Annotated in this window: 12 protein-coding genes and 1 pseudogene; 8 read left to right on the top strand and 5 right to left on the bottom strand. The window is 64.3% G+C overall.

Annotation, left to right across the window (positions count from 1 at the left end; all coding sequences use genetic code 11):
• The first annotated feature begins 94 nt into the window (after positions 1 to 94).
• From hemC to AU381_RS15000, 6 genes are all read left to right on the top strand, one after another.
• Positions 95 to 1,024: a hydroxymethylbilane synthase gene (gene hemC, locus AU381_RS15025; RefSeq protein ID WP_064242535.1), complete on the top strand. Its 930-nt coding sequence runs from the start codon at positions 95 to 97 to the stop codon at positions 1,022 to 1,024.
• Between the two features lie 3 nt (positions 1,025 to 1,027).
• The gene (locus AU381_RS15020; protein ID WP_064242534.1) at positions 1,028 to 1,738 is read left to right on the top strand and encodes a uroporphyrinogen-III synthase; all 711 of its coding nucleotides are present in this window, start codon (positions 1,028 to 1,030) and stop codon (positions 1,736 to 1,738) included.
• A gap of 163 nt (positions 1,739 to 1,901) precedes the next feature.
• The gene (locus tag AU381_RS15015; RefSeq protein ID WP_064242533.1) at positions 1,902 to 3,188 is read left to right on the top strand and encodes a COG4223 family protein; all 1,287 of its coding nucleotides are present in this window, start codon (positions 1,902 to 1,904) and stop codon (positions 3,186 to 3,188) included.
• 14 nt (positions 3,189 to 3,202) lie between these two features.
• Positions 3,203 to 4,822, top strand: coding sequence for a heme biosynthesis protein HemY (locus tag AU381_RS15010; protein ID WP_064242532.1), 1,620 nt, complete (start codon positions 3,203 to 3,205; stop codon positions 4,820 to 4,822).
• A gap of 30 nt (positions 4,823 to 4,852) precedes the next feature.
• Complete coding sequence (locus tag AU381_RS15005; protein WP_064242531.1) at positions 4,853 to 5,338, top strand: tellurite resistance TerB family protein; 486 nt, start codon at positions 4,853 to 4,855, stop codon at positions 5,336 to 5,338.
• Between the two features lie 2 nt (positions 5,339 to 5,340).
• A complete protein-coding gene (locus tag AU381_RS15000; protein WP_064242530.1) occupies positions 5,341 to 6,060 on the top strand; it encodes a glutamine amidotransferase in 720 nt (239 codons plus the stop codon).
• A 164-nt stretch (positions 6,061 to 6,224) separates the two neighbouring features.
• On the opposite strand, the pseudogene AU381_RS14995 reads toward AU381_RS15000, so the two are convergent.
• Positions 6,225 to 6,516: pseudogene (locus AU381_RS14995) on the bottom strand (MFS transporter); the annotation flags it as partial.
• 138 nt (positions 6,517 to 6,654) lie between these two features.
• Between AU381_RS14995 and AU381_RS14990 the strand changes: the two are divergent.
• The gene (locus tag AU381_RS14990; RefSeq protein WP_012709685.1) at positions 6,655 to 6,948 is read left to right on the top strand and encodes a YggT family protein; all 294 of its coding nucleotides are present in this window, start codon (positions 6,655 to 6,657) and stop codon (positions 6,946 to 6,948) included.
• Position 6,949: 1 nt separating this feature from the next.
• Positions 6,950 to 7,267: a DUF167 domain-containing protein gene (locus AU381_RS14985; protein WP_064242528.1), complete on the top strand. Its 318-nt coding sequence runs from the start codon at positions 6,950 to 6,952 to the stop codon at positions 7,265 to 7,267.
• Here the strand turns inward: AU381_RS14985 and ppa are convergent, their stop codons facing one another.
• The 4 genes from ppa to AU381_RS14965 all read right to left on the bottom strand — a co-directional run bounded on the left by ppa (position 7,268) and on the right by AU381_RS14965 (position 12,525).
• Positions 7,268 to 7,801, bottom strand: a complete 534-nt coding sequence (gene ppa / locus AU381_RS14980; protein ID WP_037417814.1) for an inorganic diphosphatase — start codon at positions 7,799 to 7,801, stop codon at positions 7,268 to 7,270.
• Between the two features lie 204 nt (positions 7,802 to 8,005).
• Positions 8,006 to 8,512 carry a GNAT family N-acetyltransferase gene (locus AU381_RS14975; protein WP_064242527.1) on the bottom strand — a complete coding sequence of 169 codons (507 nt, stop codon included), beginning with the start codon at positions 8,510 to 8,512 and terminating at the stop codon, positions 8,006 to 8,008.
• Positions 8,513 to 8,919: 407 nt separating this feature from the next.
• Positions 8,920 to 10,746: a translational GTPase TypA gene (typA, locus tag AU381_RS14970; protein WP_064242526.1), complete on the bottom strand. Its 1,827-nt coding sequence runs from the start codon at positions 10,744 to 10,746 to the stop codon at positions 8,920 to 8,922.
• A 219-nt stretch (positions 10,747 to 10,965) separates the two neighbouring features.
• Positions 10,966 to 12,525: an alkaline phosphatase D family protein gene (locus AU381_RS14965; RefSeq protein WP_064242525.1), complete on the bottom strand. Its 1,560-nt coding sequence runs from the start codon at positions 12,523 to 12,525 to the stop codon at positions 10,966 to 10,968.
• Between the last annotated feature and the right edge of the window lie 89 nt (positions 12,526 to 12,614).

The raw sequence follows: 12,614 nt of genomic DNA, 5'->3' as shown, positions 1-12,614 counted from the left end.
CAAAGGACGCTGTAACGCTTTGAAGTGCTGCATGGTTTTGTCCTTAAATCGATTCCGATTTAAGGAACCATGCAGTAACAACGGATGGCCAAGGATGCAAACAAAACCTTTCCGCATCGGCACGCGCGGCAGCCCGCTGGCGCTCGCCCAGACCCGTGAGACGCGCGACCGTCTGGCCGCCGCCCATGGGCTGCCGCCGGAAATGTTCGAGGTCGTCGTGCTGTCGACCAAGGGCGACCGGATCACCGACCGGCCGCTTGCCGAGATCGGCGGCAAGGGCCTGTTCACCGAAGAGCTCGAGCAGCAGCTTCTCTCGGGCGACCTCGATTTCGCCGTCCATTCGTCGAAGGACATGCCGACGAAGCTGCCGGACGGGCTGTTCCTCTCCGCCTTCCTGCCGCGCGAGGACATCCGCGACGCCTTCGTGGGGCGAACCGCTCCAAGGCTCGTCGAGCTGCCTGAGGGTGCCACCGTCGGCTCCTCGTCGCTGCGCCGACAGGCGCTGATCCGCCGGCTGAGGCCGGATATCAATGTCATCACCTATCGCGGCCAGGTCGAAACGCGGCTGCGCAAGCTCGCCGAGGGCCAGGTCGACGGCACGCTGCTCGCCTATGCCGGTCTGAGGCGGCTCGGCATGACCGACGTGCCGACCGAACTGCTCGATCCCAAGGAGTTTCCGCCGGCACCGGCCCAGGGCGCGATCTGCATCGAAAGCCGCGTCGGCGACGACCGCATCAACACGCTGCTCGCGGCAATCGACGACCCGCGCACCCATGAGGCGGTCGCCTGCGAACGCGGCTTCCTGGCAACGCTCGACGGCTCCTGCCGCACGCCGATTGCCGGCTACGGCCAGTCGGACGGCGCACACATCCACTTTTCTGGCATGATCCTGACGCCAGACGGCACCAAGTCGCATCGCGTCGAAATCGACGGCAAGGCGGCGGACGCGGCAGAACTTGGGCGCAAAGCCGGCGAACAGATCCGCGACGAGGCGGGGCCAGGATTCTTTTCGAGCTGGACCTGAGCGATGCGCGTGCTCGTCACCCGACCCCACCCGGCAGCCGAAAGCACAGCGCTGAAACTTGAAGCGATGGGACACCAGCCGGTCGTCCTGCCGATGATGCAGGCCCAGCATTTTGCCGCCGCGGTGCGCGCCGGTTTCGAGCGGCCTCATGACGCGATTGCCGTGACCAGCGCGGAGGCCGTCCGTGTCCTGGCCGGACTCGGTTCCGCACTTGAAGCGCATCTCACGACACCGCTTTTCGCCGTCGGCGAGGCGACGGCACGCGCCGCCGCCGAGCTCGGCTTCAATGATATCCGGGTCGGGGCAGGAACGGGCGAAGCGCTCGCCGAGACGGTTGCCGGCTTTCTCGGCCCGCAGACGGGTTCTCTTCTTTATTTCGCCGGCTTGCCGCGCGCCGATGGTTTCGAGCATGCGCTGCGGGAGCGGGCGATCGATCATGTGACCGTCGAAGTTTACCGGATGAGCCCTGTGGGCCACGGGCCGGAAACGTTGGCCGCGCTCGCTCAGTCCAGTCCCTTTGACGCGGTGCTGCTCTACTCGCGCGAAACGGCCCGGCTTCTTGTCGCGCTGATGCGCGAGAGCGGAATTGATTGTGCCGGTTTCTCCGTGCGTTACCTCTGCCTGAGCACCGCTGTCAAAGAGGCTCTGCCGGCCGGTGCTGAATCCCACGTCGCGGCCGCGCCCGACGAGGAAAGCCTGTTGAGCCTCCTTTGAGACGGGATCAGCAAAGACGGCGCCGATTCTCCGCCGACTTCCGTGGCGCCGGTGAGGTCATCTAGGGCAAATGCCGCAAAAACGGGATACAGGGACTTTCCCTGTCGAGCTTCCCTGACTAGGTTTGGCTTTGAGAGCCCGACAGAACGGTAAAGAGGTCATCATGGTATCGGAAAAGCCGCCGCGCCGCTCGCAACCGGAGAAGGAACCGCTGACGATCGACCTCGAAGCGGAGAGAACCGTCACCGAGGAAACGGAATCAATCGCCAGCCGGGAGCCGGTAACTGACGAGCCGGCGGAGATTTCGGCGACAGCGGCGCCGGACGCGACCGAAACGGCGCTGGGCGACGCCGAGGAGGGCAAGGCCGTAGAGGAAGAGGCGGAGACGGAGACGGAGACGGAAGAGGAGCGTGCCGATGCGGCCGCCGCCGCGTTCGACGAGGAGCCCCCTCATCTGAGCACCGCCACGGTGGCCGAGCCGAAGAGAAAGCAGGCGACGAGCGCCGGGGCGCTTGCCGCCGGCATCCTCGGCGGTCTCATCGCGCTTCTCGGCGCTGGCGTGCTGCAATATGCCGGCTATGTACCGGCACCCGTACCGGATCGCGGCAGCGGATCGGTCGAGCAGAATCTGACGAGCGAAATCGAGGCGATCAAGGCCGAGCTTCAATCGCGCCCGGCTGCCCCGGCCGCGGCAGTCGACATCGCTCCCCTGGAAAGCCGCCTTGCCGCACTGGAACAGGCGGCAGAGGCGCCTTCCGGCACGAATGCACCCGATGTCACGGCACTCGAAGCCCAAGTCGCCAACCTCACCAAGGAAATCGCGGCGTTGAAAACCGAGCTTGCCGACGCCCGGCAATCGGCGGATGCCGCCAAGGCCGAACTCGCCGGCCGTATCGATCAGGCGGAGCAGAAGCTCAACGAACCGGTCAACGACATCGAGATGGCGAAAGCCGTCGCCGTCACCGCACTGAAGACCGCGATCGATCGGGGCGGACCCTTCCTCGCCGAACTCGACGCGCTGCGCAGCATTGCGCCGGAAGACACAGCGGTGAAGGAACTTGCCGAGGACGCCAAGACAGGCGTGGCGACGCGTTCGGATCTGCGCAGTGCATTTCCGGCAGCGGCTACGGCAATGCTCGACGCGCTTCATCAGCCTGACCCGAACGAGGGCATCCTTGCCCGGCTTTATTCGAGCGCCATGTCCGGCATTCGCGTCCGGCCGGTCGGCAGCGTCGAAGGCGACACGCCGGAGGCTGTGATCGCCCGCGTCGAGGACAAGCTCAACAATGGTGACCTCAAAGGGGCGTCGCTCGAATGGGAAAGCCTTCCCGAGCCGGCGAAAGCCGCCGGACAGGATTTCAAGGCGAAGCTCGACCGGCGACTGCGTGTCGAGACGGCCATCGACGCGGCCGTGGCGGCGACCATGACGCAAAGCGGCACACAGGGATAAGGGAAGAAGACTACATGGTCCGGATACTGTTCTTCATCCTGCTCGTCCTCGCGCTCGCCCTCGGCTTTGGCTGGCTCGCCGACCGGCCGGGAGAGCTGTCGCTGATCTGGCAGGGCCAGCGCATCGAGATGAGCCTGATGCGCGCCGCCACCATCCTGATATCGCTCGTCGCCGCGCTGCTGATCGTTGTCTGGCTGATCCGCACGATCTGGCTTTCGCCCCATACCGTGACGCGCTACTTCCGCGCCCGCAAGCGCGACCGCGGCTACCAGGCGCTCTCGACCGGACTGATCGCTGCAGGGGCCGGCGACGCAGTGCTGGCGCGCAAGATGGCGGGCCGCGCGCGGGGCCTGATCCGCGTCGACCAGGAGCCGCTCATCCATCTCTTGGAAGCGCAGACGGCGCTGATCGAAGGCAAGTACGACGACGCGCGCAGGAAATTCGAGCTTATGGCGGATGACGAGGAGACGCGCGAGCTGGGCCTGCGCGGCCTCTATCTCGAAGCCAAGCGGCTGGGCGCCAACGAGGCTGCCCGCCAATATGCCGAACGGGCTGCCGAAAAGGCGCCGCACCTCTCCTGGGCGACGCTCGCGACCCTCGACCAGCGCAGCCAGGCGGGCCAGTGGGACGAGGCGATCCGTCTTCTCGACCAGAGCCGCGCCGCCAATGTCCTCGACAAGAAGGAAGCGAACCGGAAGAAGGCCGTGCTCCTCACCGCGCGGGCGGCGGGCAGGCTGGAGGCCGATCCGAAAGCCGCCCGCGACGACGCGCTCGCCGCGTTGAAGCTCGACGACCGGCTGGTGCCGGCAGCGCTCGTCGCCGCCAAGGCGCTGTTTCGCGAGGACAGTTTGCGCAAGGGCGCCTCGATCCTCGAGAAGATCTGGAAACAGGAGCCCCATCCGGAAGTGGCCCGGCTTTACGTCCGGGCGCGCGGCGGCGATTCCGCCGTCGACCGGTTGAAGCGCGCCAAAAGGCTCGAAACTCTGCGCGGCAACAATGCGGTTAGCCTTGCAACGGTCGCGGAGGCAGCGCTTGAGGCGCGCGAACTGGAGCTCGCCCGAACCAAGGCCGAAGCCGCCGCCCGACTGGCGCCGAGCGAGAGCGTCTTCCTGCTGCTTGCCGATATCGAGGAGGCCGATACCGGTGACGAGGGCCGCATCCGCCACTGGATGGCACAGGCGCTCAGAAGCCCGCGCGACCCGGCCTGGACCGCCGATGGCGTGACCTCGCCGACCTGGCTGCCGGTCTCGCCGGTCAGCGGAAGGCTCGACGCTTTCGAATGGAAGGCACCCCCCTCGCCGCTTGCCGGCGCGACCGAGGACGGTCGTCTCGACCCCGACGATGCAATCCGCAGCCTGCCTCCGGTCGCACCCGACCAGCAGGCGACCGCGCCGGCAGCCCCGGCGGCGACCAGGTCCGAAGAAAGCCAGCCTGTGCTGGAAGCGGAACGCCCAACCCCTACATCTGCCCCGATAAAGTTGCCCGAGCGGAAAGAACCCGCGGCTCCGCCCGCCAAGGGCGAGGAAACCGAGGAAGAGGAGGCCGCCCCTTTCTTCGGACGGCCGCCGGACGATCCCGGCGTGCGCGAGCGTATGGTGGAAGAAGGCAGCAAGGCCAGCTTTCGGCTGTTCTGAGTTCTGGTTTCACGGGCTGTGGGCATAGGCATGATTGAACGGTTTCGAGCATTTCTCGAAGAACTGACGGGTACGGGTGCGCGAATCGGCAAGGACGATCCGCGCGTGGCGGTCATCGGGCTCTGTTTTCAGGTGATGGAAGCGGACGGCGCCATCCGTTCGTCGGAGCGCCGCACGATGCGCAAGATCATCAAGGAGCACTACAGGCTCGACGATGCTGCTCTCAACGCGTTGGTCGCGGCCGGCGAAACCGCCGAAAGCGAGGCGATCGACTTCTACCGCTTCACTTCCGAGATCAAGCGCCACCTCTCCGAGGATCAGCGCATCGAACTCGTCGGCATGCTGTGGGACATCGTCTATGCGGACGGCGCGCGCAGCGAAATGGAAGATCATGCAATCTGGCGGATCGCCGATCTCCTCGGCGTCTCCGGGCGCGACCGGGTCTTGAAACGGCGGGAAGCAGCGGCCAAGATCGATATGGTTGAGGAGGAGAACGAGGCACAACGGGAAAGCTGACAATGCCGCGAGAAGCTTGCGACGCCAAGAGACCGATCCTCGTCGTCCTCCACCAGGAACGGTCGAGCGCAGGTCGCGTCGGCCATATTCTCGAGCGGAAGGGCTTTTCCCTCGATATCCGCCGGCCGGCGCTCGGGGACGAGCTGCCGCCGACGCTCGAGGGCCATTCGGGAACGATCGTCTTCGGCGGCCCGATGAGCGCCAATGACGAGGAGGAATTCGTTCGCCGCGAGATCGATTGGCTGTCGGTGCCGCTCCTCGAAAACAAGCCCTATCTCGGCATCTGCCTCGGCGCCCAGATGCTGGCCCGCAATCTCGGCGGCAAGGTCGCCCCCCATCACGAGGGCATGACCGAAATCGGCTGGTATCCGCTTGAGGCCACCGAGGCCGGCAAGGCACTCCTCGACTGGCCGGCCATGGTCTATCACTTTCACCGCGAAGGCTTCGATCTGCCGAAGGGCGCCGAACTGCTGGCGACCGGCGACACCTATCCGAACCAGGCGTTCCGCTATGGCGAGAACGCCTGGGGCATCCAGTTTCACGGCGAACTGACGCGCGCCATGATGCATCGCTGGGTGGTGCACGGCGCCCACCGCTTCATCCTGCCCGGCGCGCAGCTCGGCAAGGCGCATCTCGAGGGCCGGATGATCCACGATCATCCCTTGCGGACCTGGATGGAGAATTTTCTCGAACTGATCTTCTTGCGCGGCGAAACAGCATGAACGTCAAAATGCCCCTCACCCTAACCCACTCCCCGTTTTGACGGGGAGAGGGGACTGAGAGCGGCGCGGCATCGCCCCTTCTCCCCGTCAAAACGGGGAGAAGGTCGCGGCAGCGGGATGAGGGGCAATCTCTTCTCTATCCCGCAAAAATCACGCCGGACGCTTCCCTCCGGCACATCCAGCCTATCGATCCTGCGCAACTGCGGGAAACCGGCCGCCCAGAGCAGCGATGCCAAGAGGCGTGCCGGGCCCGCCGAAGACCACAGCGAAAACGGCCCGAAGCCCGATACCATGCGGGGCGCGAAACTCGCCGAGCTCGTTGGAGGCGCCGACGAATACCGCGTTGACCGCATTCACGCTGCCGCGCAACTCGTCCGGCGTCCGGAGCGCGACCAGGCTGTCGCGCACATGGACCGAGATCAATTTCGCCGCACCCAGCACGACCGGCAGGGCGACCAGCGAGGGCGGAAGAACTTCCCCGGGGGAAACAACGCCCCAGCATCGTTAAACATGATAGTGCCGGGCACGAGCGTCGTACTTGCTCGTTTGGTCGCCAATGTCTACATGTCTGGCGACAAAGAATTGGAGACGGGCATGATTGCTGTCATCGGCACCTTGAACTTCATCATCAATATCGCGTGGTTCCTGATCATCGCGTCGGCGATCTTCTCCTGGCTCTACGCCTTCAATGTGATCAATGTGAACAATCAGGCGATCAACATGATCGGCCGCTCGCTCTACCAGCTGACCGAGCCGCTTTACCGGCCGATCCGCCGCTTTCTGCCTGACATGGGTGGCGTCGATCTTTCGCCACTCGTCGTCCTGGTGATCCTCTATTTCATCCAGCTCTTCCTGAACACGACGATCGCGCCGGCGCTGATCCGCTGACATGGCGCGCGCCGCGCTGACCGGTTTCGGCGACCATCTGCGCCTGACGGTGCGGCTGACGCCGAACGGCGGCCGCGATGCGATCGACGGCTTCGAAATCGCGGCGGACGGAGAGGAGCACCTAAAGGTCAGAGTGCGCGCCGTGCCGGAGAAGGGCAAAGCGAACGATGCCTTGATCGCCCTGCTGGCCAAGGCGTTCGGCCTTGCAAAGAATCGGATAGCGCTCGTTTCCGGCGACACGCAGCGCAAAAAAATCCTCCGGATCGATGCCGATCCGGAGGAAATCAAAAAGCGTCTCACCGAGATCGTCGGAGAATGATTACTTCTTCGCCTTGGCGCGCTCGACCGCTTCGCGGATCAGCTGCTTGGCGACGCCTGCATCCTTCCAGCCGAAGATCTTCACCCACTTGCCGGGCTCCAGATCCTTGTAGTGCTCAAAGAAGTGCTCGATCTGCTTCAGGGTGATTTCCGGCAGGTCGGTGTAGTCGTGGACCTTGTCGTAGCGCTTGGTCAGGTGAGCCGACGGCACCGCGATGATCTTCTCGTCCTGGCCGGAATTGTCTTCCATCATCATCACGCCGATCGGGCGGACATTGATGACGCAGCCCGGCACCAGCGGCCGCGTGTTGCAGATCAGCACGTCGATCGGATCGCCGTCATCGGAAAGCGTGTGCGGGACGAAGCCGTAATTGCCCGGATAGGTCATCGGCGTGTAGAGGAAGCGGTCGACGACCAGCGTTCCGGCTTCCTTGTCCATCTCGTACTTGATCGGATGGCCGCCGACCGGCACTTCCACAATCACGTTGATATCTTCCGGTGGATTCTTTCCGATGGAAATCGCGTCGATCCGCATGAGCACCTCCAGGGCCGTTTAAAAAGTCGCCCGTCGGATAAAGGGAAACATGCGGCGATGCAACATGACTTTCGTCCGGGCGGGCGGAATTGCTGTAGGCAGCAGACGCGGCCAAATATGGGCAGCCCGGACTTTGTCCTCGAGAAAGGCTGTTCCTCGACGACCCACATGAGGTGTGAACCATGGAAGACACGCCGACAGCGCTTATTTCCAGACGAGGCCGACCTTCTTCAGGTATTTCTCGCCGAAGTCTTCCATGCCCTCGGCAATGTCGCGACCACCGGCCGACAGGAAGAAATTATAGGCGAGCTCGCTGTCCTCGAGGCACCAGACGACCAGCCCTTCGCAGCCGAGCGATTTCAGGAGGCTTTTTGCTTCGCCGAAGAGAATGCGCCCGAGGCCGAGGCCCTGATACTCGGGGCGAAGATAGATCTCGTAGATCTCGCCTTCCTGGGGTAGCGCCCGGGCGCGGCTCAGGCCAAGCGTCGCATAGCCGGCTATCGTTCCCGCCACGTCGACCACGAGCAGTGTCGCCGGCCCGCGCGTCGCCTTCCTCCACCATGTCTCGTCGCGCCGGTTGACCATCCTGACCAGGGGCCGGTGCGGGATGATGCCGCCATAGGCCTGCAGCCAGGAAACGCGATGCACATCGGCAATCGCCGCCGCCTCATGCGGCTCCCCGGGCCTGACCTCGATCGAAACAGTCTTCATGACCTGACTCTAAACACACGACACCGCGGACCGGAATCCCGCCAGAGTGTCGCGCCACGTTAACCCACAGGCAACTTTAACGGCACCTGTCCGAAGGTTAACGTGTTTTTAACTTTATCCGCAAGCCGGCCGCGAAAGGCACACACAGCAAAAAACCCCGGATGGCTCCGGGGTTCGTTGCATGCTGTCAATTTGGCGATCGAAATGCCGGAGCTATGCGCTTGCCCCTCACCCTAGCCCTCTCCCCGCACGCGAGGAGAGGGGACCGCAGAGCTCGCGACTTGCCCCTTTTCTCACGCTCAAACGAGGAGAAGTGCCCGAGGCGGCGCGGCATACCCCTTCTCCCCGCCTGCGGAGAGAAGGTCGCGGCAGCGGGATGAGGGGCTTCCCCACCCGAAGTCGCCCCCTTACGCCGCGCCGGCGGTGCGGGCCTTTTCGAAGCGCTTGCGCTCGTGCGGATCGAGGTGGAGCTTGCGCAGCCGGATCGATTTCGGCGTCACTTCGACGAGTTCGTCGTCCTGGATCCAGGAGAGCGCCCGCTCGAGCGTCATCTTGATCGGTGGGGTCAGGCGAACGGCCTCGTCCTTGCCGGCGGCGCGCATATTGGTGAGCTTCTTGCCCTTCAGCACGTTGACCTCGAGGTCGTTGTCGCGCGTGTGGATGCCGATGATCATGCCCTCATAGACCTTCTCGCCCGGCTCGATCACCATCGGGCCGCGGTCTTCGAGGTTGAAGAGCGCGTAGGCGACGGCCTCGCCCGGCTCGTTCGCCAGCAGCACGCCGTTGATGCGGCCGCCGATCTCGCCCTTATAGGGCTGATAGTCGTGGAACAGTCGGTTCATGATCGCCGTGCCGCGCGTGTCGGTCAGCAGTTCCGACTGGTAGCCGATCAGGCCGCGGGTCGGCGCGAAGAAGACGAGGCGGACACGGTTGCCGCCCGACGGGCGCAACTCGACCATCTCGGCCTTGCGCTCCGACATCTTCTGCACGACGACGCCGGAATGCTCCTCGTCGACGTCGATGACCACTTCCTCGATCGGCTCGAGCAACTGCCCGCTCTCGTCCTTGTGCATGACGACGCGCGGACGCGACACGGCAAGCTCGAAGCCCTCGCGGCGCATGGTTTCGATAAGCACGGCAAGCTGCAATTCGCCGCGGCCTGACACGAAGAAGGAATCCTTTTCGGACGATTCCTCGATCTTCAGCGCAACGTTGCCTTCGGCTTCCTTGAACAGGCGGTCACGAATGACGCGCGAGGTCACCTTGTCGCCCTCGGTGCCGGCAAGCGGCGAGTCGTTGACGATGAAGGACATGGTGACGGTCGGCGGGTCGATCGGCTGGGCCGTCAGTGCCTCGGCCACGGAGGGATCACAGAAGGTGTCGGCGACGGTGCCCTTGGTGAGCCCGGCGATTGCGACGATGTCGCCGGCATGGGCCTCCTCGATCGGCTGGCGCTCGATGCCCCGGAAGGCGAGGATCTTCGAGATACGGCCGGATTCGAGCAGCTTGCCATCTTGACCGAGTACCTTCACGGCCTGGTTCGGCTTGACGGAACCGGAATGGACGCGGCCGGTGATGATGCGACCGAGGAAGGGGTTTGCCTCGAGGATCGTGCCGATCATGCGGAACGGCCCTTCCGCCACGGTCGGCTCGGGAACATGGTTCAGAACCAGATCGAGCAGCGGTCCCATTCCCTGGTCCTTCGGACCTTCGGGATTGACGTTCATCCAGCCGTCACGACCCGAACCGTAGAGGATCGGGAAATCGAGCTGTTCGTCGCTGGCGTCGAGCGCGGCGAAGAGGTCGAAGACTTCGTTGATGACTTCCTCGTGGCGGCCGTCCGGCCGGTCGATCTTGTTGATCGCGACGATCGGCTTCAGGCCGACCTTCAGCGCCTTTCCGACCACGAACTTGGTCTGCGGCATCGGGCCCTCGGAGGCGTCGACCAGCACGATCGCGCCGTCCACCATCGACAGGATCCGTTCGACCTCGCCGCCGAAGTCGGCGTGGCCGGGCGTGTCGACGATATTGATGCGCGTGCCCTTCCACTCCACCGAGGTCGCCTTGGCGAGAATGGTGATACCGCGTTCCTTTTCCAGATCGTTGGAATCCATGACGCGTTCGGCAACGCGCTGGTTTTCGCGGAACGAGCCCGATTGTTTCAGAAGTTCGTCGACGAGCGTGGTCTTCCCATGGTCGACGTGCGCGATGATCGCGATGTTACGAATGCTCATTTCTTGTCTCGGAAAGTTCTGGGCGCGCGCGACAAGGCGGGCGCCGCTTTTTCAGTTGCCGCGCTCATACAGGTTTTTTTGCGATTGCGAAAGGGGGCCGGCACGCACAGCAGGGCTGCGTACGGCTTTAGGTCGTGTGGCCCGTGGGAGCATGTAGCGACTGGCGCAATCGCCACCCCCTCTGGCCTACCGGCGGTTTTCCGCTTTTCCGGGAATCGCTCACGCGACAGCCGCCGGATCAAGCGTCACCCGCCACAGCTCCTTGTCCTGCCGGTCCATGAGGCGCACGGTCAGCTGCCGGGTCTGGCCGCTGATGTCGACGATGCCGAAGAATTGCAGGCCGGCCGAGGGCGGCAGGTTGCTGTCGATGCCGCCGCCCGCCGCCTTGATGAAGCGGACTTCCGGTCCGAACGTCATGTCGAGCTCCTTCGGCCCGTAGGTGCCGGAATGGAGTGGCCCGGATACGAATTCCCAGAAGGGCGAGAATTCCTTGAAGGCGGCGCGCGACGAATCGTAGTGATGCGCGGCCGTATAGTGGACGTCGGCCGTCAGCCAGACGATATTGTCGATCGCGTTGTCGCGGATGAAGCGCAGCAGATCGGCAAATTCCGTCTCGCGCCCCTTGGGCGCGCCTCCATCACCATTGGCGATGGCGTCCGATCCGCGCTTCCTCGAATGGTCGTCCCAGACGACGAGACCGATCGGCATGTCGCAGGCGATCACCTTCCAGGTGGCGCTGGATGCCGCAAGTTCGCGTTTCAGCCAGTCCGTCTGGCGCCAGCCCAGGAGGCCGGCCTCGCCGCCCTGATTGGGACCGCGATAGGAGCGCAGATCGACGAAGAAGACGTCGAGCAGCGGCCCATAAGCGATCCTGCGGAAGATCCGCCCCGGCTGGGTCGCCAGCGCGCGGATCGGCGTCATCTCGTGGAAGGCGCGCGACGCGCGGGATGCGTAGACGGCCACGTCCTTCTCCGGATAACGCGGATCGTCACGGAGATCGGTGGAGGCCGACCAGTTGTTCAAGACCTCGTGGTCGTCCCATTGATAAAAGGTCGGACAGACGGCATTCAACCCGCGCACGTGCTCGTCGAGCAGATTGTATTTCCACTGGCCGCGATATTCCTCGAGCGTGCGGGCGACATCGCGCTTTTCCGGCGTGACGATGCGGTTCTTCCACATGCCGCCGTCGCGAAGCTTGATCTCGTCGGGGATCGGATTGTCGGCATAGACCGTGTCGCCGGAATGGATGAAGAAGTCCGGCTCGTGGAGGCGCATCGTCGAATAGGTCTTCATGCCGACCTCGTCGATGCCCCAGCCCTGGCCGGCGGTATCGCCGGACCAGACGAAGCGCACCGAACGGCGGCGCAAGGGCGCAGTGCGAAAACGCCCGACGACGGGCTCGGAGACGCGGTTGGCGTCATAGAGATCGGTGGCGGTGAAGCGGTAGAAGATGTCCTGGTCCGGCAGCAGATCGCCGAGCCGGCACTTCACCGCGCAATCGGTCGGCGGCGCCGCAACGATATCGGGGAGCCGGGCGGCATTGGAGAAGCTCTCGGTGGTCGAATATTCGACCGCAACGCGGGCCGGCCGGTCCACCCGCGTCCAGATCATGCCCGATTGCGTATCGACATCGCCGGACTGCACTCCATGCAGGAATTCCGGCCGGCCGTAGCCGCGCGCATAAAAGGGCGTCGCAAGTCCGGAAGAAGCGACGAGGCCGGCAGCACCGGCGGATAGGAGAAAGGAACGCCTGGTGAGCGTGTCTCGAACAGCGGCCAAATCCTGCCTCCGGTTCCGTTTCGCGAATCATCGTTCTCGCGAGCGGACCATTGGCGAACCGCATGTCAGCGGCTTTACAGATGGATGAA

It is taken from the genome of Sinorhizobium glycinis (genome assembly GCF_001651865.1).
GTDB classification, from domain to species: Bacteria; Pseudomonadota; Alphaproteobacteria; order Rhizobiales; family Rhizobiaceae; genus Sinorhizobium; species Sinorhizobium glycinis.
Note: the sequence above shows the minus strand (reverse complement) of the source record. Positions and strands in the feature narration are given on the sequence as shown.